The sequence below is a fragment of the Mycobacterium basiliense genome (assembly GCF_900292015.1).
Classification (GTDB): domain Bacteria; phylum Actinomycetota; class Actinomycetes; order Mycobacteriales; family Mycobacteriaceae; genus Mycobacterium; species Mycobacterium basiliense.
This window is the reverse complement of sequence record NZ_LR130759.1, coordinates 3,510,173-3,529,315: the sequence shown is the minus strand read 5'-3', so window position 1 is coordinate 3,529,315 and position 19,143 is coordinate 3,510,173. Positions and strand designations below refer to the sequence as shown.

Genomic DNA, 19,143 nt, shown 5'->3' with positions numbered 1-19,143 from the left:
TCACGCGGGTCCCGGTGGGCGCCCAAGATTCCGTTCGTCGTCACCGGCGCGGGCACCATCGCCGGTGCTGCCCGCTACCGCCTGCCACAGCCGCCGTTGCGTGCACCTATCGAGCCTGTGATGTGGTGGCGTCGCGGGGTCCGTCCCAAAGGTTTGCCGGGTCTAGGGCAACGCCCGTTGCCAAGCAAGTATGCGCTCGGCAAGTTCTGGCCCGCTGTCCTCTTGAATGAAGTGGCCGGCGTTGATCCGGGCGTGCGGCTGGCCGGCAGCCCCGGGGATGTGTTGGATCAGCGGACGGTCGGCTCGGCCCAGAATCGGATCGCGACGGCCGAAGATGGCTAGGAACGGCTTCTCCCACCGGCCGAGCGTGTCCCATGCGGCCCGATTGGCCGGCACTGCCGGGTCGTTGGGTGACGTGGGTACCAGCTGCGGGAAGACCCGGGCCCCCGCTTGATACCGCTTGTCCGGGAAAGGGGCGTCGTAGCCGGCCCGCACTTCAGCGCGAACCTTGTGCACCGTTCCGGTGGCCACGATGCGACCCGCGGGTAGCACGGGGGAGTAGCGGGCGAAGGCTCGCCAAAGGTAAAAGGCCGGCGGTGTGCGTCGCTGCGCGGTTGGTAGGAACCCGTTGGCCACCACCAAGCGGGCAATTCGATCACCCTGCTCGGCGGCGATGCGCAAGCCGATCAGCGATCCCCAGTCCTGAACGAAGAGGGTCACGTTCGTCAGGTTGAGCTTCACTAGCCACGACGTCACCCATTCGACATGACGGAGGTACGTGTAATCCTCGATCCGGGTGGGCTTGTCGGAGCGACCGAAGCCGATCAGGTCGGGTGCGAGCACGCGGTTTCCGCCGTCGCGCAGCGGCGGGATCATCGTCCGATACAAATAGCTCCAGGTCGGCTCGCCGTGCAACAAGACGATGGGTGATCCGTCGGTAGGGCCCTCGTCGACGTAGTGCATGCGCAACTCTGGCGTGTCGCTGGCTGCGACATCGACATAGTGCGGCGCGAACGGGTAGCCGACCAGGTTTTCGAATCGAGCATCCGGCGTTTTCAGGACATCCATGACCCCAACTCCCTATCGCATCCCGACGCGCAACGTGCCCACCCATTCGACAACCCGAGCCGAGGCGCACGGTTTTCCGCTTACCGTCCAGGGCACCAGTGAACCGGGTCGCGTGGTCAGAATCAATGTCGGTCGAGTTCGGCATGATCGCACAGATGTTCGATAACGGTGGCTTTGACGTCCTGACCCGGATCATCGAGGCCGCGCGCACCGAATCCCGCACCGCGGCCGAGCGTCTGGTCGCCATCGACGAGCTGTTTCGGCTGCGGCTGGTGTAGCACGGTGAGCATGCGGAGTGGGCGGCCGACACCTGTGAGGCGGTGGGCGGCCGCGGTCGCTGCGGCGCTCGGTACCAGTGTGGCAATGGGTCACAGCAACCTGCGGTATGCCCGTGCGATGCGGGAACGGCCACCCCAGGTGGGTGCGGTGTTTCAGGCCGGCGGGATCGACTTTCGGCATGCTGAAAACACCACCTGCTCAAGACGTTTTGGGGCTGGCGTGACCGGCAACTACCAGACGGCACGGTTATCTGGTCGCTGCCCGACGGGCAAACCTATGTCACCACACCGGGCAGCGCCTTGCTTTTCCCGGCGTTGTCGGCCCCCGGTGCCGATGTGCCGCAACCGCAATGCGCGCGAAGCCCACCGGCGATGCTGGCAAGAGTGGTACTTTCGTGGCACGGGTGAAAGATGCTCTCACAGAAAAGAAGTCGAGTGCAGCGTGATCGTCTCTGAAGAGCCTTCGCAACCACTCGCCGTTGGGTCTAGCATGTGCGGGAGTACGTGGGGCCGCTAGACGGGAGTTCTCATGGTCGAGATTCACTTGCAGCAGACCATCGCAGCGCCCCTGGATCAAGTCTTCGACTGGCTAGCCGACCCGGCCAGCTTGGCCACGGCTCCGCTGGTGCTCAAGTCCGATTACGCCAAGGGTTCGCCGCCGCCCGGTACCGGTGCCGTGCGCGAGGTGATCGGCATCGGCACCTGGTTCCGAGAGAAGATCACGGCGTTTGACCGGCCACGCAGCTACTCCTACCTGATCGTCCGTGCCATCCCACCGTTTGATCACGAGGGCGGCACTTTGACATTCACCGCGTCGGATGCCGGTACCCACGTCGACTGGCTGACCAGCTATACGCACCCCACTCGTGCGGGTGGCAAGGTGCTGGAGGCCCTCACCCGACCGCTGCTGCGCTGGAGCTTCCGGGCGATCCTGTCCGGCTGTGCCAAGGCGCTGGAGAGCTCGCCACGGTGAGTGCTCAGCGCACCAACTCGCGAGCATTTCTGGTCACGGGTGCGGCGTCCGGGATCGGCCTGGCTACCGCCCGACGGCTGCTCGACGACGGTGCCTCGGTCGTCGGCGCCGACCTCGACCACCCGCAACAGGATCTGGGACCGCGCTTCGCCTTCGTGACCGCCGACGTGACCGATGAAGCGGCGATCACCGCAGCATTCGACGCCGTGCCTGGCCGCCTCGATGGCGTCGTCCATTCCGCCGGGGTTGCCGGCGGCGGCCCGGTCCATCTGCTCCCGCGGTCCGAATGGGACCGCGTCATCGGTATCAACCTCACCGCCACATTCCTGGTGGCCAAGGCCGCACTGGCGCGGATGATCGAGCAACCTCGCATCGATGGCGAGCGTGGTTCGATAGTCACCCTGGCCAGCATCGAAGGCCTCGAAGGCACCGCGGGCGGTAGCTCGTACAACGCGGCAAAGGGCGGTGTCGTGTTGCTGACCAAGAACATTGCGCTGGACTACGGTCCGAGTGGCATCCGGGCAAACGCCATCTGCCCAGGCTTCATCGAGACGCCGATGTCCGAAAGCGTCCTGGGCATGCCGGGCATGGAGGGCCCGCGGGCGTCGATCACCGAGGAGCATGCGTTGCAACGGCTGGGCCGGCCGGAGGAGATCGCTGCCGTGGCCGCCTTTCTGTTGTCGCCCGACGCCTCGTTTGTGACGGGTCAGGCCATTGCTGTCGATGGCGGCTATACCGCAGGCCGCGACCACGGGGTTGTCCAGCTGTTCGGCTTCCCGAAATGAGGCAGGAAAACGCATGACATCGACAACCGAAGCGAGCGGTCGGGTCATTGCGTTGGCTCGCGGGATGCGCGAGTTGGTGCAGGACCAAGCTGGCGAATCCGAGCGCATCCGTACTCTTACCGATGCGATTGTGGACGAAATGTGGGCGACGGGACTGATGTCTGCGTTCAATCCCGCGGTTGCTGGTGGCCTGGAACCATCCTTCACCGAGATGATCGAGACATGGATCGAAATGGCTTGGCAGGATGGGTCGTTCGGGTGGATCGGGATCGCGAACCTGCCGTCATCGTTCGCGGCCGCCAGCTATCTTCCCGACGACGGATTCGCCGAGGTGTTCGCCGCGCACGACAACCATGTCACGATGGGCGGCCAGTTCTTTCCCAACGGACGGGGGACTACCGTTGCCGGCGGTTACCAGCTGAGCGGGTCGTGGAGTTTCGGGTCGGGTATCGGTCATTCGCAGTACATAGCGACCGGGTTCTTCCCGATGGACAACGGTGAAATGCGTTGGGTCAGTGAGGGTCTTCCCGACATGCGGGTCGCCGTCGTGCCGCGCGCAGAGATCAGTTTTGACGATGGCTGGCACGTGCAAGGGCTCAAAGGAACCGGATCCTACGACTACAGTGCAAAGGACGTGTTTGTGCCGCAAAGCCGTACCTTTGCCTTGTTTGTCCGCAAACCGCGTCGGGGAAGTTCACCGGCCACTCGGATGGGCTTGATGCCGGTGACCGCGGCCGGTCACGCGTCGTGGGCGCTCGGGGTCGCCAAGAGCATGCTCGACGATGTCGCGGAATTGGCGGCGACGAAATATCGGATGAGCGACATGGCGTCGTTGGCCGGTCGCCCCACCTTCCAGAAAGGCCTCGCTCATCACGTCGCGGCGTGGCGTGCCGCTCGTCTGCTGGTACTCGACGCCTTCAGCACGGCCGAAGCCGCGGTCGCCGCCGGCGAAGACCTGACGCCCACCTTGCGGGCGGACATGCGTGCGGCTGCCGTCTTCGCCACCGATACCTCGCGAAGCTGCGCGGAGTGGGCGCATTTGGTTGCCGGCACCAGTTCGATTCGAGAGGGCAGTCGCCTCGAACGCGCTTTCCGCGACATGTACACGGGTACCCAGCACGCCTTCATCAGCGAGAAGGTCGCAATGGACTGCGCGCAAATCTGGCTTGGTCTCACCGAGGATCATTTCGGACTCTGAGCCCAGGCATCGCGGGGTCGGTGTTGTATGGTTTCGCGGTGGATGACCACGAACTGGCGGCTCAGTTGGCCACCGAGGCTGGCAGGTTGCTGCTCGCAGTGCGGCAGGAATTCGCGGATGCGGATGTACGCGAGCGAAAAGCGGCAGGGGACAAGCGATCCCACGATTTCCTGATGGAAGCACTCGGTAACCAGCGTCCTGCGGACGCGGTGCTGTCCGAGGAAGGCGTCGACGATCCGGTCCGACTGCGCTGCCAGCGAGTGTGGATAGTCGATCCGCTCGACGGAACGCGTGAGTTCTCCGAACTCGGACGCGATGACTGGGCGGTACACGTGGCGCTGTGGCAGGCCGGCGAGCTCATCGCGGGAGCCGTGGCCCTGCCTGCGCAGGGCATCACCTTGGCGACACCACACGTGGAGCCGCCGCCGGTGGCACCTGACAAGCCACGCATCGTGGTGTCGCGTACCCGTCCGCCCGCTGTTGCCCTCGCCGTGCGCGATGCGCTCGACGGCACCTTGGTCGAGATGGGTTCTGCGGGTGCAAAAGTGGCGGCGGTGGTGCAGGGGCTGGCCGATGTGTACGTCCACGCGGGCGGCCAGTTCGAATGGGACTCAGCCGCGCCGGTGGCGGTGGCCCGCTCCGCCGGCCTGCATACCTCGCGGATCAACGGGTCTGCCCTGGCCTACAACCAGCCCGATCCTAAGCTGCCCGACCTGGTGGTATGCCGCCCGGAGCTGGCTCGAGAGGTACTGGCCGCCACCTGCTGAACTGCTGCCGCCGGGACGTACGGGCCGCGACGGGCTCATCGGGTGGCCAAGCGCGCCAACAAGCCCGATGCCACGCTGCCGACCACAATCAGCGCGATGGCCACGGTGAAGCCAACCGAGCCGGTGACGATCGCCGCGATTCCGGTGGCGATGACGAACGTGGGTAGCCGGTCGATCATCCGTCTGATCGATGGCCTTTGTCGCATATCCCCGCCTCCGCACGGGCACGGCTAGTACTCGTAGCGAGCCAGGTTTGGCCTGCCCCCGCTCTGGACGCCGTCGTCGGAAACCAGGGCGGGCACCATTTCACTTGTCACCAGGCCGTAGTCGCCGGTCAATTCGTCAACCACATCGAACGATTCGGCGATGATGTCGGGAGTGTCGATGACGATGGTGACCACTGGAACATGGCGGCTAAGGGAGAGCAGCTTGTCGCCGTGGGGCTGATGATCGCCGTGGAAGCCCCAGATACCGCGCAATACGGTCGCACCGTCGGACTTCTTTCGCTGATAAAGCCGCCGGATCACGGCCCGGTGGATCGGGACGCCGTCATACCGTGCGGAGTCGGAGGTGTAGAGCATCAACCGTTGCCACAGCGGCAAGCCATGTTCATCGCTGGCAGGCAACGCATGCGGCCTTTCCAGCAGTTCACCGTCGCGCTTGCACACCCGCACCCGCTCTAGCGTGATCAAAGGATTCCTAAGCAACCCACCCAGTTCCGGCAATACGCGACTGATGACTTCGCCGCTACCCACCGCGATGATCATCATCGGAACGTCGGTATTGCGGGCGAAGAAGTTGGCGCGCTGGCGCTGTCCATGGCGGGTGCCGTCTACTCCCAAGAACACTGACGCGCCGGCCAGCTGGCGTCGATACATCAAGTCGCAAATGGCGACATGCGCGGGCACCCCGTAGACGCGTTCTTTGCGGCCGACGTAGATCGTCAACTTGACCGCTTCGCCTGGTGCGCTGGACATTTCCAGCGGGCTGATGTCTCCGCGCAGCATCCGGGCCCGTTCGATGGTAAGCAGGCCGCGTTGTTGAAGGGCAAGAACCGGGTCGAGCAGCGCCTCGATCTTTTGCCTGGTGTCCACGCCGATTACCACCACGGGTGGGTCCTCGGACAACGTCAGCGACCGATCGGTCCTTAGGTGCCGCCCGGTCCCGAAGCCGCCGGCACCACGCAACACGATGCTGGAAGCGATCTGGCGCTGCTGGAAGAGGCCGAGCAACAGGTCGGCGAGGAAGCCGTCGTCGGTCCGCCGACGTTCAGCCAAATAGGCGCTCACGGTCAGACAATCGTCGTCCATGGCCGCTCCTCAAGCACTGCAGTGAAAGAGTTCTCGGTGTCAGCGCCGATTCCGATAGTGCCGCACTGGTCAACCGACGGCCGTGGGGCCACCCAAGGCCGCACGCGCCGGTCCGTTCCCGCCGGCACTGAGCCGGTGTGATCCCAGCGCCGCGAGGTTGACTACCACCATGTTGTTGTCCACCGGATTGCTGTTTTTGCCAAGGCCGTCTACCACGGTGCGGTATCCCTGACCATACAGCACTGCCTGATAGCGGCGGTGAAAGTGCCCATGCCACAAGCGACCTGGACGAACCGCGTCCACGACAGAGCGTAAGCGCAGTCGATGCAGCTCGGAGCGCCGCAACTCCCGCTCCGGGAATCCCAGACGGTCACGCGCCGCGCCGGGAACCGTGATCCCAGCCGGACAGTCATGGCAGAACATCGCATCCGCGGGCCCGGCCGCGGCAGTGTCGCCGACCTGCTTGCGGGTGATGAGCTCTTGCACCCACCAGGATCGCCCACGCGTTCGCATGAACCGGTCGAGGGAATAGGCCCCGCCGAGGGCCAGGCAACTCGTCTGGCCCCACCGCCATCGAAACCCTCTGGGCAGATGCACCAGGTGGGCCCGTAGATGGCGTAGGCCGTCCGGATCGACGGGCCAGCCGAGCAGCCGATCAAAGTTTTCGTGATTGCCGTCGACGAAACCGAGCGTCATCTGGCAGCGAGCAAGCGTTTCATCCAGCGAATTCAGGTATTCGTCGGTGAAGTTGTAGCCGAAGTCGCCGAGGTGAATCAGCACCGTTGCTTCGCGCTTGGCGGCATGCTCGATGGCCGCGACGGCGTAATCGGTATCGGCATGCCAATCGCCGGCGATGGCGATCCGCGACGGCGGGGCCAGAAAGGAGGGAAAGGATAGAAAGGACTGTGCCACCGATTGGCCTCCTGGGTCCGCGATAACGCTGCTACCTGCCGCAAATTAGCAATCATCGATTCCCAGGGACCGTTGGCATTGCTGTACAGGACGCGGGCCCCACCGCGCATTTCAATCCAGATTACGCGGCGTTTTCGGAGGCGGTCAATCTCGATGCGCCACCCGCCACGCGGGCGAAACGATGAGGATTCCACCCAGGAGTGTGCTGGTCGCCGAAGGGCTGACATCTTTGCAGGGCAAACGAAGCGTCGGTAGGATGGGGTTCTCGTGATGAAGTTCGCCGCCACTGACTGACACGTGGCGGCGGCGCATGCTTATCGGGGAGCGACAAACCACGAGCTGAGTGCCCTCTACGAAGGTGTTGAGAAGCAATGAAATTCGTAACTGCGATGGCTGCTATCTGCGCCAGCATCGCCCTGGCCTTGCCGGCGCATGCGGAGCGAAGCGCCACCAGCGGGGACGACGCCAGCTTTCTGGCCGCGCTGCAGCAAATCGGCATTACCTATCCGAGTTCGGCTGATGCCATCGGCGCGGCCCATGCGGTGTGCATATGTTTGGACAACGGCGAATCCGGCCTATCGGTAATCCAAGAAGTGAAGACCCGCAATCCTGAATTCGATATGGACGCCGCAGCACACTTTGCGGTGATATCCGCGAGACATTACTGCCCCCACCACCTCTTCGACGGTTGACCCCACGCGGCGCGGTGGCCGCAGGTGCTAGTCGCTTTGATCCACCAGGACCGGGCCGTCGGGTCGATCCCCGAGGGTCTGCAGGGCGATGTCCTCGCCCCCGGCGGTAAGACGCACGATCTGGGCTAATTCCCCGGGGGCGTCGCATTGGACATAATGGTCGGCGTTCGGCACTACCCAATAGCGGCTGCGTCCGGGCTGGTCCTTCAGATACGTCTGCCATACGTGGTTGGCGACCCGCAGAGGCGCGACCCCGTCATGCAGTCCCCAGACCAGGGAAGTGTTGACGGTGATCGCAGAAAGCTGGGCAAGCCAGCGGTTTTCATCGGCAGCTCGCTCATGCAGATACTGAATGGTGTCGGGTAGCACCCGGACGCCGTCGTTGTGGGCAAAGCACTTGGCCAACGCAGCGATCTCGGGGTCATCCAGCGCCCGTCGCGGCATAAAGGTGCTCGCTCCCAGGCCGGCCGCCAGCAGCTCGGGTGTGATGGCAGCCGCGGTGGCCCGCCCCGTTGCGGAGTCCAGCAGCGCGGTCTGGAACGCGGTCAGGTTCGCCAGCGGAAGATAAATGTTGGCGTTGGTGACAATGAGGTCGACGGGCAGCCGTGGTGGGTCTTGGGCGGCTAACATACCCAGCGCGATCATGCCGATGCTGCTTCCGCGATCATGGGTGAGCATCCGGAATTCGGTCAGCTGCCACACCTGCGTGATCGCGTGGACGAGCAGACGCGCGTCGTCATACAGCGAGTAGACGTAGGGCTCCGGTGGTTTGTCGGACAGACCGTAGCCGGGGAAGTCCAGCACGAAGATGTCGAATTCCGAACTGAGTTCACCGGCCAAGCCGAAGTAGTCGATGCTGGACGTCGGAAACCCGTGCACCAGCACTAGAGCCGGTGCCCCCGGCGTGCCGCAGCGCCGGTTAAATACCGTGACTTCGATTCCGTCGTTGCCGGGAGTGGTTGACCGCCAGCGCAATTGGGTACCTCCGCTTTTCCATGCTGCGAAGATGTCCACGATGATTGCCTTTCGGGGTCTGGGCGTCGCTAGGCGAAGGCCACGGTCGCCAGTAGTAGCGGCAGCTGTTGTGACCGCAGTTCGGGCATCACCAGTCGCTCTGGTCCAAAGAATGAACCGCTGAGGTAGTTGTCAGCCTCCCAAACAGAGGCGGCACTGACCTGACCCTGATAGCTGAAGTTGTCCAGCACATAGGGGACGGCATCGGCCTCGAGCAGTGAAGGGCCGTTCATCAGTTGGAAATGTAGGTGCGGGGCGTTGGAGTTGCCGGTGTTGCCAAGCCTGGCGATTAGTTGTCCTCGGGTGACCTTATCGCCGGGCTTGACCAGCAGGGAGCCCTTGATCAGGTGGGCGTACATCGCATACACCCCACCGCCGAGGTCCATGACGATGTGGTTGCCGTCGACGTTTTCCACCGTCATCTTTGCCGCCAGGACGGGATCCGATGCCGGTAGTACTCCCGGCAAGTTGGCTTCGACATCGTCCAGCGTCGCGGTTACGGTGCCGTCGGCGACCGCATATACGGGACTTCCGAACGACAGATAGCTCTCGTTCTTCGTCTGGTCGCCCGTGTAGAAATCGCCGTGGTCGGTCATCCGCATCCAGTCGATCGCGAAGCGCTGGCTGTTGTCCAGCTTCATGTCCACCGACAGGATGGCGTCCCGGTGCGCCCAGCCCGGATCGCAGCAACCGTTGAACGCGACCCAGTTATTGCCGCGTAGCGGTGGGCTGATCACCCGTGGCGCGCCGGCTGAAATGTTGAACGGTGCGCCCAGACTGTCGAGCGGGCCGGGCCGGCCGCCGGTGCTCGGGCCGGTCGCCCCGGTGCCATGCAGACGCAGCATGATCGCCTTGGGGAATTGCGCCAACGTGTCCAGCGTGAAGTCGAGCAGCAGCGTCCGCGACGTTTGCGGCGCAATGGTGAAATCGGGAGCGGGTTGCCGAGTCAGCTGTCGCAATCGATTGCAGTTTCCATAATTGCAAGACGGGTCGACCAATTGGGTGTCGGAGAAGGACGCGAGCACATTCTTGGGTTCCTGGGCGTCGACCACGTCGACGGCGTTGAGACTGGCAGGTACTCCGGTCGCGTTGGTGATCTGCATGTCAAAGGCCAAATGATACTTCCCGTCACTGCCTGGGAAGGGAAACGTCGGCTGGCTGATAGGGGCCACGGTCAATGGGGTGAACGCGTCGGGGACCCGCACGCCCACCAGCGCATCGCTGCTGACCGGGGCGGTCGAGCCGCCGTCGGGGCCAGTTGGTGCGCTGGCGGAGCACGCGGCGACCAACGTTGCTAACCAACAGATGGCCAATCGCGTCCATCGGGATTTCCGGGCTGGGTACCGCGGTCGAATCGCCGCCATCTGGTGTGCCTCCTTGGACAAAATCCGGCTGCCGTGAGCCTAATATTCGGCCCCGCTACTTTCGACCAAGACGGCCATCCGGGGCTTACCATGCTGGACATGATCAGTACCCGACTAATCGGGGTTGGCCAATATCAGATCAGCGCCGAGGAAGCCGACGTGATCGACATGCGGTATGTGTCCGCCGACTCCACGACGTCTGCGGCCACGGCGGGCAGCGGTCGGGCGCTCGGCGACACCTCCAACGGCTTTCCCGGTGATTACCGCGTCCAATATTTCGATGACGCAGGCGAATTGACCGGTGACCTCGACTTGCGCATCCAGCGGGCCGGACCGGCCTACCGGCTGATTTGGCGGCACCGTCGCCAGAATGTCAGCCTCCCCGCCGCGGTCGGCGAAGTCGTCTTCGAAGGGGTCGGGCTTCCCGACGGTGACCGATCATTGGCCATCAGCTACTGGATGGCGGAAGAGGTGTCAGCAGCGATCGAGCGTCGCCCGTTGCTGTGAACCGCTGAAGGGACTGCCCGGAGGTGACAGGTTGAAGCCGAAGTTGCTGCTACTGATGGTTGCTTTGGCACTCGCCCTGAGCGCTTGCGGTGGAACATCTCCGCCGCGGCTGTGGGGAGCATTCACCGAACGGGGCCTGAGCAATGTCGCGATGCAGCCCGGCATCAACGTGCGCGTGTTCAACGACGTGAACCTGGACGCACACGGTTACATCAAGTACGACAAGTCCACTGGATACCTGACCCTGCAGCCAGGCAGCTATCGAATCGACGGCTGGTCGCTGACCACGTTCGGTCTCAAGCTGACAACCCAGCAGCAGATGGCGACCTATTCGGCTCCTGGCTACGCGTTCTTCTGGAACGTTGACGAGAAGAAGATGGAGATCCTGGCTTCCCTGCAAGATCCGTTCTATGCGCAGCACAGCATCATCGATGGCGTCTTGACCGTGCCCAAGACGACCAACTATTTCTTTGGTCACCAAAACGGCGACAAGGTCGACGGGTAAGTCTGCAGATCTACGATCCCAACATCAAAACGCCGGATGGGCAGATTTCCACGAACCATGCATTCGCACAGCTGGTCGTTGAGCGGCTGTAGTGGCTGCGAAAACGTGCGGGCGCCAGGCGCGGTCGCTCAAGGACAACGGGCCTGAAGTGATCTTGGGGCCAACCTGGCGGCCGGTCTCGCGGACATCGCCACCATGAGCGCCTGCGAACACCGCACGCTCATCCTGTCGGCCTTTCCGGCCGACCGTTGGCGCAGTGATATTTTCCGGCGTCGCCGGTGGCGCCGGACGCACCCGTATCGGTGACGTTGCCGTGCCCGCCCGGTGGACCCTGGACAACGGCGAGATGTTTTTGGTTGCCAACCGCGCAGCGCACCCGATCGGTCGCTGCTGTACACCGGCAACATCTTCCGGGCGGCGGGGCCTTGGCTGGTCAAAGGTCTGCTCGGCAACCTTAACTTCGCCGCCGCCCAGCCCCCGGGCTTCGACGCGGTGGACAACGAAACAGCGGCGGCGCAGGCGGTCGCCGACGCGCACGGCATCCCCTTCCTGGGGATCCGCGCCATGTCCGACGGGCCCGGGGGTCTGCTGCGCCTTCCGAGCTTCCCGGTGTCGTTCCTCTTCTACAGGCAAATCGCCGCGGATAACGCAGCCCGGGTGGCCGCCGTTTTCATACAATGCTGGGTCGATGCCTGAGGTGGCAGCGATAAGAGCGGGCGGGTGACAGTGTGGCGCATTGGTTTCGCAGAAATCGGCTTACCGTGGTGGGGATCATCGTGGGCTCCGCACTCGCCGTATTGACCGCGACACCGGCGACAGCCGTGCCCAACACGCAGTGCACGCTGGTTACTGCGGTCGAAGACGTGAACCGTGTGTCCCAATTACCGTCAGAGCTGCTGAAAATCCTCCCGCCCATCGCTGATATCGGCGCACCGTTTAACAAGACGGATTCGGTTGAGGATCCAACGCTGCCTTTTCGGCGCTTGATTCGCGCCGGCCATCGTGGCAACGACTGGTTTGTCTGGTATGAGCATGGCGGTCTCGGCTATTTCTGGCAGGCGGTACTCGCGCGGGTCGAGCCGGGTGCTGCGCCTAGGCCGCTGGCCAATGCAGGAACTCTCTCCGACACGTTGTGCACCCTGACCGACGGAGTCTTCGTGGGTCAAGTGCCGCCCTATCCGGCGGGCACCTGGGCCGCATCGAGCTATTAAGGCCAGACCTCCCAACGGATCATGGTTCGCATCGGTAGGGCGAACAAGGGACGCACCGCGTTGGTCCGCCACCGCTGTTCCACGATCGGGGTTAGGGCACGAGCTGCGGTCAACGGGACCTCGTCGCGGTATACGACGGTGATGTACTGCCCGTCCGGGTGCCAACCTCGAGGAAGCGGGCGGACAGGAGCTGGTCGGACCAAACGTCCAGGCGTCGGCAGCGCCGGGCATGTTCAGCAACGCCGGCTAATGTATGGGAACCGCCGTTCTCACGCAGCGTGCGCCCCAGTTCGACGAAGTCGTCGAACGCCTTTCGAACGGGATCACCCACCAGGTGGTGGACCACGTTGCCCACCTGACCCAAGGGTCCGGTGTCCGCCAGCCGATGGTTTCGCGGTAATCGCCGTCGTCGATCCAGCACAGCCCGCGCACGATGCCCGGTAGTTGGTACTGCTCGGGCATGTGGTCGCGCAGGTACCACCGCAGATACGTACCGTCGTCATCGGTCGGCGCGGGGGCGGTGAGGCTGAAAATGCCTGCCCTTAAACCAATCGCGCGGTGTCCAGCTCGGCGAGTGCCTGCAGATTCTCCAGATAGTGTTGCCGGGAGGTGTGGACGAACGTGGCACGGATGGTGGTGGCACCGTGCGCGGTGGTTTCGGCGAGGATTTCGCGGGTCAGCTCGGGTGCACCAATCGGATCCAACGCCGTCGGGGGCGTGAGGACTACTTCAAAATCCGGTCTAATGTCGAAGCGAGTCAACCAGTCTCGGACTTGGCGCAGACTTACGTTGAAGGGTGCCCAACCGTCGGCCAGGTACACGGCTCGCCGTAGCGATCGCATGGTTCGTCCGCCGACCCAGATCGGAACATGCCGCTGGACCGCACACGGGTCGACGACCATCCCGGCGAAAGAATAGAACCGGCCGTGATAGGCCGGCTCGGGCACCGACAATGCCGCGCCCAACGCCTGCAGCGCCTCGTCGGCCCGCGCTCCACGGTCCTCGTACGAGACGCCAAGAAGGTCGAACTCTTCCTTGAGGCTGCCGACGCCCACGCCGAGGATGAGTCGGCCATCACTGATCGTGTCCAGCGTGCCGTAGCGCTTGGCGATCTCGAGGGGGTGGTGATATGCGAGGACCAGCACATTGGTTGCCAGCCGGATTCGTGAGGTGCGCGCGGCCAGATAGGCCAGCGTCGCCAGCGGGTCCCAATAGCGGGTCCCACGGCGCTGTTTCTCGGCTGTGGGCAGGGCGATGTGCTCGCTGCAGGTCAGATGGTGATAGCCGAGCCGATCGGCGGCTTCGGCGGCCACCGCAAGGTCCTCGATCGATGCGCTTTTCTCCCAATCGGCGCCGGCACCGGGCAACATGGTGACCACGGGGGTGGCAATCGATAGCTTTGCGGTTGCGGCGCTCATCGGGATAGATTCTAACAGTGCTCGAATTTTTTCGAACCATGATCGAATCTGGGCTGCGCGAGTTATCGTGACCGTGACAAGTGGCGTGCCGCAATGACCTCCGCGATGCGACGCGGCTATGGGAAACTCGACCGCACCCAGGTGGTGGCGGCCCTGCACGACCTGGCTCGACGGGTTGGCGTACAGCGGGTGACGATGCGAGGCCTCGCCGCCGAAGTCGGTGCCGCGGTGCCCTCGGTCTACTACCATGTCCCGGGGAAGCGAGCCGCTTTCGATTTGTTGGCCGAGTCCGTACTCGCTGAAATTCCGGTCCCGCAAGCCGGCACGTGGGATACCCGGTTGACCGAGCTCTATTGCGCCGCCCGTGAAGTGATACTCGACGTTCCGGGTATCGCCGGGATTCTGCAGACTCGTGGTGGCGAGGAACGCGCCCGCCGACTCGACAGAATCAGCCGGTCGCTGCTGGCCGAAGCCGGTCTGGCGAAAGCCGCGGCGGCCGCCGCGCGCACGGTGCTCTACACCTACCTGCTTGGCTCCGTGAGCCTGGAGGAGTCGCGCCCCAAACGGCAAGGCGCGGCCCGCTTTAGCAACGGGCTGGACGTGATCATTGCCGGCATTAAGGCCAGCGCGGAACGGCGATGAACATCCCTCGGGTCCAACCCCTGCGGTGCTCGTCCGTTGACGGCGGAGGCAAGCTTCCAACCCAGATTCATGGCGTCCTGCAGCCCCAGGTTCAGGCCCGGGCCGCCCATCGGACTGTGCACGTGCGCGGCGTCACCAAGTAGCAGTACCCGGCCTTGCCGGTAGTGCTCGGCGTGGCGGGTGTTCTGCCCATTGATTCGGCGAAGAGCGTGCGGCCCAGCGCATTTTGGCTCTGAAAAGGGGATGTCCACGCCGAGCACACGGCGAACGCTGTGGCGCAGTTCCGTCAGCGTCATCGATTCGTCGGCGACTGCGGGGGCGAATTCGATGGTTCCGAGCAGCGATCGGCCGGGTTCGAACTCGGCGAAAATGACTCCGCCTCGATCGAAGCGGCTATGGCCAAACGGAAGCCGGCCGAATCCTGCGATATCGATCCCTCCTTCGGCACTACGGAGCGCGTCGGGGATGTGCACATGGGCGAGCCGGCCCACGGTGGGCGACGTGGTGCCGGGAAATCGATCCCCACGCTCTTGCGGACCAGGCTGCGCCCTCCGTCGGCTCCCACCAAAAAACTTGTCATGATGCGGTAGTCGCGTTTCGGCGACGACACGGCGATCGCAACGGAGTCCGCCCGTGCGTGCAATCCGGTGAGCTCGTGGCCCCAGCGCAGGTCCACCCGGAGATCTCGCGCCCGCTTCGCTAACAGCCGGACGAGCCTGGGCTGGGGCATGCGCATCGTGTACATCGGGTTGTCGACCATGCCCACGAAGTCCAGCGGCATCGCGGCGAACATCCAACCGGGGGATGGCTCGGGAGGGCCGTTGCAGCCGCTGAACTTGAGGTACAGGCCGCGCATGTGCAGCATCCGAACAACCTGCCCGACAAGGCCGTTGGCCTTCGGCTCGCCGCTTGGACCGGGTAGCTTGTCCAACACCAGCGGTCGGATTTCGGCCAACGCGAGTTCGCAAGCCAGCATCAATCCGTTGGGACCGGCACCCGAGATGACCACGTCGGCGGTTTCATCAACCATGTCGTGGCCGCCGCGGGTACATATCGAGTTCGGGGTGGGTGCCCGTGCGCTTGGCGATCGCATCGCCCACGCAGTTCAGAATAGGCACGATCTTGCAAGGTAGGCAAAACTGCCGAGTGGCAAAATTGGGGGTCAATCCGAGTCGCCGGCGTCGAGCAGTTGCACCTCTTCGAGATCCATCTCTGCTTGCAGTTCTCGCAGCACTATGTCGTCGATAAGGTTCTGGTTGCGCAGCAAGGTGACGGCCCGCCGCTGGTGTTCCAGTACGCCAAGACGGACGCGCCGGACCAGTTCGGTGCGCTCGGCCAGGGCGCTGGGCGCCGAGTCCTCGACATTGGCCATGACGAGCTGGGAGCGTTCTTCATATTCCTTCGTCAGGCGCTTCATGATTTCCGGGCTCACCCTCAGCTCGTCGGCGACCGCGGGCAGGGCATCCAGGGCGGCTTCGGCGCTGCGAGCCCGAGCTAGCTGCAGTTCATCGGCATGGGCTGCGTCTTCGGGTATACGCGCCCACCGCACCAGGGCGGGCAGCGAGCTGCCCTGGACCAGCACGGTCACCAGGATGACGATCGACACGACGAAGATGATCAGGTTGCGGTCGGGAAACGGGGCTCCGCTGAGCGTGGTCATCGGGACCGCCAGTGCCGCGGCCAGCGACACCGCGCCGCGGAATCCGGCCCAACTGGTGACACAACGTTGCCGAAAGCCGACGTGGCGGGTGGGTTTGTTGACGATCCGGTCCACCGCGCGCCCCAACACGGTGGTCGCTTCGACCCAGACGATCCGGGTCGCGATGACGACGGCGGTGACGGCCATTGCCAGGACCGCGGCGCGTCGGAGTCCCCCGTCGGCGTTGGAGATGTGTTCGATCGCACCGGGAATCTGGACTCCGACGAAGACCCACAACGACCCGTTAATGAGGAACGTCGAGATGTCCCAGAATGCGAAGGCTTCCAGGCGAGACCGTGCCCGGATCACCTGCGGCCCGGTGTAGGTGAGAACCAGCGCGGAGATCAGCACCGCGACGACTCCGCTGCAATGCAGCGATTGGGCGAGCAAGAATGCCGCGAAGGGCGTCAGCAGACTCAACGCCCCTTCTTCCAGCGGTGCGTCGATGGTGCGGCGCACCAACGTCACCAACCCGCCGACCAACAGCCCGGCCGTGATCCCACCGAGATAGGACAACACGAACCGGCCGACCAAAGCGCCCGGTCCGATCTCGCCTGCGCCTTGCGCGACGGCGACGGTGACGGCAAACAGAACAAGCGCGGTCCCGTCATTGATGAGACTCTCGCCGCGCAACACTGTTAAAGCCCGCCGGGGTAGCCGTTTGGCCAAGCCGGCAACGGCGGCGGCGTCGGTGGGGGATAGCACAGCACCGAGGACCGCTGCGGCATGTGGCTCCATGCCGAGCGCTCGAGCCGTCCATGACACGGCAACGGCGGTGGCGATCACCAGGCCGATACTGAACATGATGATGACGCGCAGGTTCCAGCGGATCTCGCGGAAGCTGGTGTTCATGCTCTCCCAGTACAAGATCGCCGGCAGGAACAGCAGCAGGACGATCTCGCCGTCGATCTGCACGTTGCCGAAACTGGGGATGAGGCCGAGCAGCGCACCCATCAGGATGAGCAGCACCGGGGGACCCACGCGATAGCGCCGACCGAGGATGGTGCCGAAGACTACGGTGGCGACCAGCGCAACGATGACGACAAGCCCGAACACCCGCTCATCCTCCCGTACGAGCTGATCGTGCGCGCGCTTGGTGCGCGGATGGACCCCTCAGCCACGTGCGCCACACGGCGGCGGTCAGAGACCGAGGCTACCGGACGGTCTCTCGAATCGCGCGATTTGGTGGCAGTCAAACGCTGCCAGCAGCGAAAGCTGTTAGTCGCCAAGCGAATTGATGAGGAGCCAGCAACCAACGTGATATCGTGGCGGCTGCGGCCTGCTGCGGCACCGCCGAAATCCGTTGGGATCCCCGCCGATCCACCGATCGGTTCGCCGTGCGTGGTGTGGATTCGCAAACTTTCTTCATCGGCACCCGCGCACATGTCCGGCGCGGCAGGGCCAGGCGACTAAGCTGCGATCCGGATTGGAGAAGGATGGTGTTGATGAAGATCAGGCTGCTGGTGATCGTTGCCATGCTGGTGTTGGCGGTAGCGGGGTGCACTAACAGAGGTCGGTTGCCCGCGACAAAGACCATTGACGTGCCGATGGATGAGGTGTTGAAGGAAAGCTCCATCGAACGGCAGGTGAGCCTGTCGGTCGGAGACACTTTGAAAGTGACTTTGGGATCGAATTACACCACACCCTATCGTTGGACAGAAGATACGACCATCGGCGATACCACGGTTCTGGAGCAGATCAGTCACCGATACGTGCGGCCAGACACCGATGTGATGGGGGCGCCCGGCACCGAGGTGTGGACTTTCAGCGCGTTGCGGCCGGGCACGACCACCATCACCACCGGCTACTCCAGCTTCGTCGGTAGCGACAACTCACCGACGTGCACGTTCACCGCGAAAGTAACCGTGCGGTAGCGTTCGCCCGCCACCAGCGGCCGAGCGAAACGTGCGATCCGTGGACTGGGTGGAGCGGATCGCGCCTCAACCGGCACAATGAAGGAGAAATTACCAACGAAACATCCCCGACTAGGTGCTGCACAAGCTGCCTATCACCAGCCACGCGGCCGGTGTGCGGCCCCATTGCTAGGGGGCACGTCAGTACGGAGGTGCCAGGGCGATGACCGCCAAGGTGGAATTTCATTTCGACCCGATGTGCCCGTTTGCCTACCAAACCTCAATGTGGATCCGCGACGTCCGCAGTCAACTGGGCATCACCATCGATTGGCGGTTCTTCAGTCTTGAGGAGATCAACCGGGCCGACGGTAAGAAACATCCCTGGGAGCGGGACTGGTCCTATGGCTGGTCGTTGATGCGGATTGGTGCGTTGTTGCGTCGAACGGACATGTCATTGCTCGATCGTTGGTATGAGGTGACGGGTAGTGAGCTGCATGCGTTCGGCGGCAAACCCCACGATCCCGCCGTTGCCCGACGGCTGCTCAGCGAGATCGGTGCCGATGACCAGACCCTCGATGCGGCCCTTGCCGACCCGACCACCCACGACGAAGTCCGCGCCGAACACCAGCGGGTCGTCGATGCCGGCGGATATGGTGTGCCAACGCTCTTTATCGACGGCCAGTGCCTATTTGGGCCGGTCCTGGTCGACCCGCCAACCGGACCCGACGCAGTAAAACTGTGGAACGTGGTGACCGGAATGGTCGAATTACCGCACGTCTACGAACTGCAACGGCCCAAGTCATCGGCTGATGCCGAACTCATCGCCCAGAGCTTGCGACCCTACCTCGACGGGCGGGATTGGGTCAGCATCAACCGCGGTCAGGTGGTCGACGTGGATCACCTTGCCGGCCGCAAGGTCGCTCACGGCGATGGGTAAGCCCGGCCGG

At 63.9% G+C, this 19,143-nt stretch carries 21 protein-coding genes and 3 pseudogenes; 15 read left to right on the top strand and 9 right to left on the bottom strand.

Going from position 1 to position 19,143, the window contains the following annotated elements:
* Positions 1-162: 162 nt before the first annotated feature.
* On the bottom strand, positions 163-1,068 hold the full coding sequence (locus MB901379_RS14925; RefSeq protein WP_158017373.1) for a haloalkane dehalogenase: 906 nt from the start codon (positions 1,066-1,068) through the stop codon (positions 163-165).
* 125 nt (positions 1,069-1,193) lie between these two features.
* Here MB901379_RS14925 and MB901379_RS24715 point away from each other — a divergent pair, with 125 nt between their 5' ends.
* The 7 genes and pseudogenes from MB901379_RS24715 (at position 1,194) to MB901379_RS14900 (ending at position 5,069) form a co-directional block, all read left to right on the top strand.
* Positions 1,194-1,346, top strand: coding sequence for a hypothetical protein (locus MB901379_RS24715; RefSeq protein ID WP_232021862.1), 153 nt, complete (start codon positions 1,194-1,196; stop codon positions 1,344-1,346).
* A 10-nt stretch (positions 1,347-1,356) separates the two neighbouring features.
* Positions 1,357-1,476: pseudogene (locus MB901379_RS25195) on the top strand (DUF222 domain-containing protein); the annotation flags it as partial.
* A gap of 59 nt (positions 1,477-1,535) precedes the next feature.
* A pseudogene (locus tag MB901379_RS25440) lies at positions 1,536-1,706 on the top strand (HNH endonuclease signature motif containing protein); the annotation flags it as partial.
* A gap of 169 nt (positions 1,707-1,875) precedes the next feature.
* On the top strand, positions 1,876-2,319 hold the full coding sequence (locus MB901379_RS14915) for an SRPBCC family protein (RefSeq protein WP_158017372.1): 444 nt from the start codon (positions 1,876-1,878) through the stop codon (positions 2,317-2,319).
* On the top strand, positions 2,316-3,104 hold the full coding sequence (locus MB901379_RS14910) for an SDR family NAD(P)-dependent oxidoreductase (RefSeq protein WP_158017371.1): 789 nt from the start codon (positions 2,316-2,318) through the stop codon (positions 3,102-3,104). The genes MB901379_RS14915 and MB901379_RS14910 overlap by 4 nt, the downstream gene beginning before the upstream one ends.
* A gap of 13 nt (positions 3,105-3,117) precedes the next feature.
* Entirely contained in the window at positions 3,118-4,302 is a 1,185-nt protein-coding gene (locus MB901379_RS14905) for an acyl-CoA dehydrogenase family protein (RefSeq protein WP_158017370.1), read from the top strand.
* A 38-nt stretch (positions 4,303-4,340) separates the two neighbouring features.
* Positions 4,341-5,069, top strand: coding sequence for a 3'(2'),5'-bisphosphate nucleotidase CysQ (locus tag MB901379_RS14900; RefSeq protein WP_158017369.1), 729 nt, complete (start codon positions 4,341-4,343; stop codon positions 5,067-5,069).
* A 35-nt stretch (positions 5,070-5,104) separates the two neighbouring features.
* Here MB901379_RS14900 and MB901379_RS14895 read toward each other — a convergent pair whose 3' ends face one another.
* The 3 genes from MB901379_RS14895 to MB901379_RS14885 form a co-directional block, all read right to left on the bottom strand.
* A complete protein-coding gene (locus MB901379_RS14895) occupies positions 5,105-5,275 on the bottom strand; it encodes a hypothetical protein (RefSeq protein ID WP_158017368.1) in 171 nt (56 codons plus the stop codon).
* A gap of 24 nt (positions 5,276-5,299) precedes the next feature.
* Positions 5,300-6,379 (bottom strand): DUF190 domain-containing protein, encoded by a 1,080-nt coding sequence (locus tag MB901379_RS14890; protein WP_158017367.1) that lies wholly within the window; start codon positions 6,377-6,379, stop codon positions 5,300-5,302.
* 69 nt (positions 6,380-6,448) lie between these two features.
* Positions 6,449-7,291 (bottom strand): metallophosphoesterase family protein, encoded by an 843-nt coding sequence (locus MB901379_RS14885; protein ID WP_158017366.1) that lies wholly within the window; start codon positions 7,289-7,291, stop codon positions 6,449-6,451.
* A 371-nt stretch (positions 7,292-7,662) separates the two neighbouring features.
* Between MB901379_RS14885 and MB901379_RS14880 the strand changes: the two genes are divergently transcribed.
* Positions 7,663-7,983, top strand: a complete 321-nt coding sequence (locus MB901379_RS14880) for a DUF732 domain-containing protein (RefSeq protein ID WP_158017365.1) — start codon at positions 7,663-7,665, stop codon at positions 7,981-7,983.
* A gap of 27 nt (positions 7,984-8,010) precedes the next feature.
* On the opposite strand, the gene MB901379_RS14875 is transcribed toward MB901379_RS14880, so the two are convergent.
* Positions 8,011-8,997 carry an alpha/beta fold hydrolase gene (locus MB901379_RS14875; RefSeq protein WP_158017364.1) on the bottom strand — a complete coding sequence of 329 codons (987 nt, stop codon included), beginning with the start codon at positions 8,995-8,997 and terminating at the stop codon, positions 8,011-8,013.
* A 29-nt stretch (positions 8,998-9,026) separates the two neighbouring features.
* Complete coding sequence (locus MB901379_RS14870) at positions 9,027-10,286, bottom strand: M23 family metallopeptidase (protein WP_269462755.1); 1,260 nt, start codon at positions 10,284-10,286, stop codon at positions 9,027-9,029.
* 108 nt (positions 10,287-10,394) lie between these two features.
* Here MB901379_RS14870 and MB901379_RS14865 point away from each other — a divergent pair, with 108 nt between their 5' ends.
* From MB901379_RS14865 to MB901379_RS14850, 4 genes are all read left to right on the top strand, one after another.
* Positions 10,395-10,868: a hypothetical protein gene (locus MB901379_RS14865; RefSeq protein ID WP_232021861.1), complete on the top strand. Its 474-nt coding sequence runs from the start codon at positions 10,395-10,397 to the stop codon at positions 10,866-10,868.
* A 31-nt stretch (positions 10,869-10,899) separates the two neighbouring features.
* A complete protein-coding gene (locus MB901379_RS14860; RefSeq protein WP_232021860.1) occupies positions 10,900-11,373 on the top strand; it encodes a hypothetical protein in 474 nt (157 codons plus the stop codon).
* A 324-nt stretch (positions 11,374-11,697) separates the two neighbouring features.
* Complete coding sequence (locus MB901379_RS24240; RefSeq protein WP_232021859.1) at positions 11,698-12,069, top strand: phosphorylase family protein; 372 nt, start codon at positions 11,698-11,700, stop codon at positions 12,067-12,069.
* An 80-nt stretch (positions 12,070-12,149) separates the two neighbouring features.
* Positions 12,150-12,584 (top strand): hypothetical protein, encoded by a 435-nt coding sequence (locus MB901379_RS14850; RefSeq protein ID WP_232021858.1) that lies wholly within the window; start codon positions 12,150-12,152, stop codon positions 12,582-12,584.
* Between the two features lie 542 nt (positions 12,585-13,126).
* Here MB901379_RS14850 and MB901379_RS14845 read toward each other — a convergent pair.
* Entirely contained in the window at positions 13,127-14,002 is an 876-nt protein-coding gene (locus MB901379_RS14845; protein ID WP_158017362.1) for a TIGR03619 family F420-dependent LLM class oxidoreductase, read from the bottom strand.
* A 93-nt stretch (positions 14,003-14,095) separates the two neighbouring features.
* Between MB901379_RS14845 and MB901379_RS14840 the strand changes: the two genes are divergently transcribed.
* Positions 14,096-14,644: a TetR/AcrR family transcriptional regulator C-terminal domain-containing protein gene (locus tag MB901379_RS14840; RefSeq protein ID WP_158017361.1), complete on the top strand. Its 549-nt coding sequence runs from the start codon at positions 14,096-14,098 to the stop codon at positions 14,642-14,644.
* A gap of 14 nt (positions 14,645-14,658) precedes the next feature.
* Here the strand turns inward: MB901379_RS14840 and MB901379_RS24050 are convergent.
* Positions 14,659-15,674: pseudogene (locus tag MB901379_RS24050) on the bottom strand (FAD-dependent monooxygenase); the annotation flags it as partial.
* Between the two features lie 132 nt (positions 15,675-15,806).
* Positions 15,807-17,399, bottom strand: coding sequence for a Na+/H+ antiporter (locus tag MB901379_RS14830; protein WP_158017360.1), 1,593 nt, complete (start codon positions 17,397-17,399; stop codon positions 15,807-15,809).
* A gap of 389 nt (positions 17,400-17,788) precedes the next feature.
* Between MB901379_RS14830 and MB901379_RS14825 the strand changes: the two genes are divergently transcribed.
* Positions 17,789-18,217: a protease inhibitor I42 family protein gene (locus MB901379_RS14825; RefSeq protein ID WP_158017359.1), complete on the top strand. Its 429-nt coding sequence runs from the start codon at positions 17,789-17,791 to the stop codon at positions 18,215-18,217.
* A 202-nt stretch (positions 18,218-18,419) separates the two neighbouring features.
* The gene (locus tag MB901379_RS14820; RefSeq protein ID WP_158017358.1) at positions 18,420-19,133 is read left to right on the top strand and encodes a mycothiol-dependent nitroreductase Rv2466c family protein; all 714 of its coding nucleotides are present in this window, start codon (positions 18,420-18,422) and stop codon (positions 19,131-19,133) included.
* Positions 19,134-19,143: the final 10 nt, after the last annotated feature.

Excerpts from the sequence above, each read along its gene's own strand:
- MB901379_RS14925 (WP_158017373.1), bottom strand. The coding sequence starts at position 1,068 with ATGGATGTCCTGAAAACGCCGGATGCTCGATTCGAAAACCTGGTCGGC.
- MB901379_RS24715 (WP_232021862.1), top strand. The coding sequence starts at position 1,194 with ATGTCGGTCGAGTTCGGCATGATCGCACAGATGTTCGATAACGGTGGC.
- MB901379_RS14915 (WP_158017372.1), top strand. The coding sequence starts at position 1,876 with ATGGTCGAGATTCACTTGCAGCAGACCATCGCAGCGCCCCTGGATCAA.
- MB901379_RS14905 (WP_158017370.1), top strand. The coding sequence starts at position 3,118 with ATGACATCGACAACCGAAGCGAGCGGTCGGGTCATTGCGTTGGCTCGC.
- MB901379_RS14895 (WP_158017368.1), bottom strand. The coding sequence starts at position 5,275 with ATGCGACAAAGGCCATCGATCAGACGGATGATCGACCGGCTACCCACG.
- MB901379_RS14890 (WP_158017367.1), bottom strand. The coding sequence starts at position 6,379 with ATGGACGACGATTGTCTGACCGTGAGCGCCTATTTGGCTGAACGTCGG.
- MB901379_RS14880 (WP_158017365.1), top strand. The coding sequence starts at position 7,663 with ATGAAATTCGTAACTGCGATGGCTGCTATCTGCGCCAGCATCGCCCTG.
- MB901379_RS14845 (WP_158017362.1), bottom strand. The coding sequence starts at position 14,002 with ATGAGCGCCGCAACCGCAAAGCTATCGATTGCCACCCCCGTGGTCACC.
- MB901379_RS14840 (WP_158017361.1), top strand. The coding sequence starts at position 14,096 with ATGACCTCCGCGATGCGACGCGGCTATGGGAAACTCGACCGCACCCAG.
- MB901379_RS14825 (WP_158017359.1), top strand. The coding sequence starts at position 17,789 with ATGAAGATCAGGCTGCTGGTGATCGTTGCCATGCTGGTGTTGGCGGTA.
- MB901379_RS14820 (WP_158017358.1), top strand. The coding sequence starts at position 18,420 with ATGACCGCCAAGGTGGAATTTCATTTCGACCCGATGTGCCCGTTTGCC.